Below are 834 nucleotides of genomic sequence, written 5' to 3'. Positions count from 1 at the left end.
ACGACCTTGCCGTGATCAAGCTGAAGGACGCCCAGGGACTCACGCCCATCGACTTCGCCGACTCGTCGAAGCTCAACGTCGGCGACACGACCGTTGCGCTCGGTGCCCCGCTGGGCCTGGCGAACTCGGTGACGACCGGCATCGTGAGCGCGCTCAACCGGAGCATCCAGATCGCGTCCTCCGCTCTGCCCGACTCGTCCGCCGAAGACGCGCCGCAGGAACAGTCTCCCGAGGGCCAGGGCCAGGGGCCGTTCCAGTTCGACATCCCCGGCAGCGGCGAGCAGCAGCAGACCTCGGAGTCGATCTCGATCGCCGTCATCCAGACGGATGCCGCGATCAACCACGGAAACTCCGGTGGAGCGCTCGTGAACAGCAAGGGCGAGCTGATCGGCATCAACGTGGCGATCGCGAGCTCGGGCAGCTCCGAGGAGTCCGGCTCGATCGGCATCGGCTTCGCGATCCCTTCGAACATCGCCAAGCGAGTGTCCGAGGAGATCATCGCCGACGGCGCAGCGACCCACGGTCTGCTGAACGCATCCGTCCAGGACGCATCGAGCATCGAGGGCGCTACCGTCGCCGGTGCCTACATCGCCAAGGCCAACGAGGGCGGGGCTGCTGCCGCAGCCGGCATCGAGAAGGGCGACATCGTCACCTCCTTCAACGGGGTGCCGATCACCAGCGCGACCGACCTCACCGCGCAGGTGCGTGCGGCAGCGGCCGGCAGCAAGGCCACCGTCACATATGTCCGCAACGGCAAGGACTACGACGTCGAGGTGACCCTCGGCGAACTGGCCGGCTGACCCGAGCCTCACAGCGAAGGACGCCCCCCCCCGC

The 834-nt window shown here is 67.7% G+C and carries 1 protein-coding gene; it reads left to right on the top strand.

Going from position 1 to position 834, the window contains the following annotated elements; translation table 11 throughout:
* Positions 1-800: S1C family serine protease (locus ACNPM4_RS17755; protein ID WP_448986560.1), on the top strand; the 800-nt coding region annotated here is incomplete at its 5' end.
* Between the last annotated feature and the right edge of the window lie 34 nt (positions 801-834).

This window comes from Microbacterium umsixpiens (genome assembly GCF_053543675.1).
The sequence above is the reverse complement of the archived record's forward strand: the minus strand, read 5'-3'. Positions and strand labels throughout refer to the sequence as shown.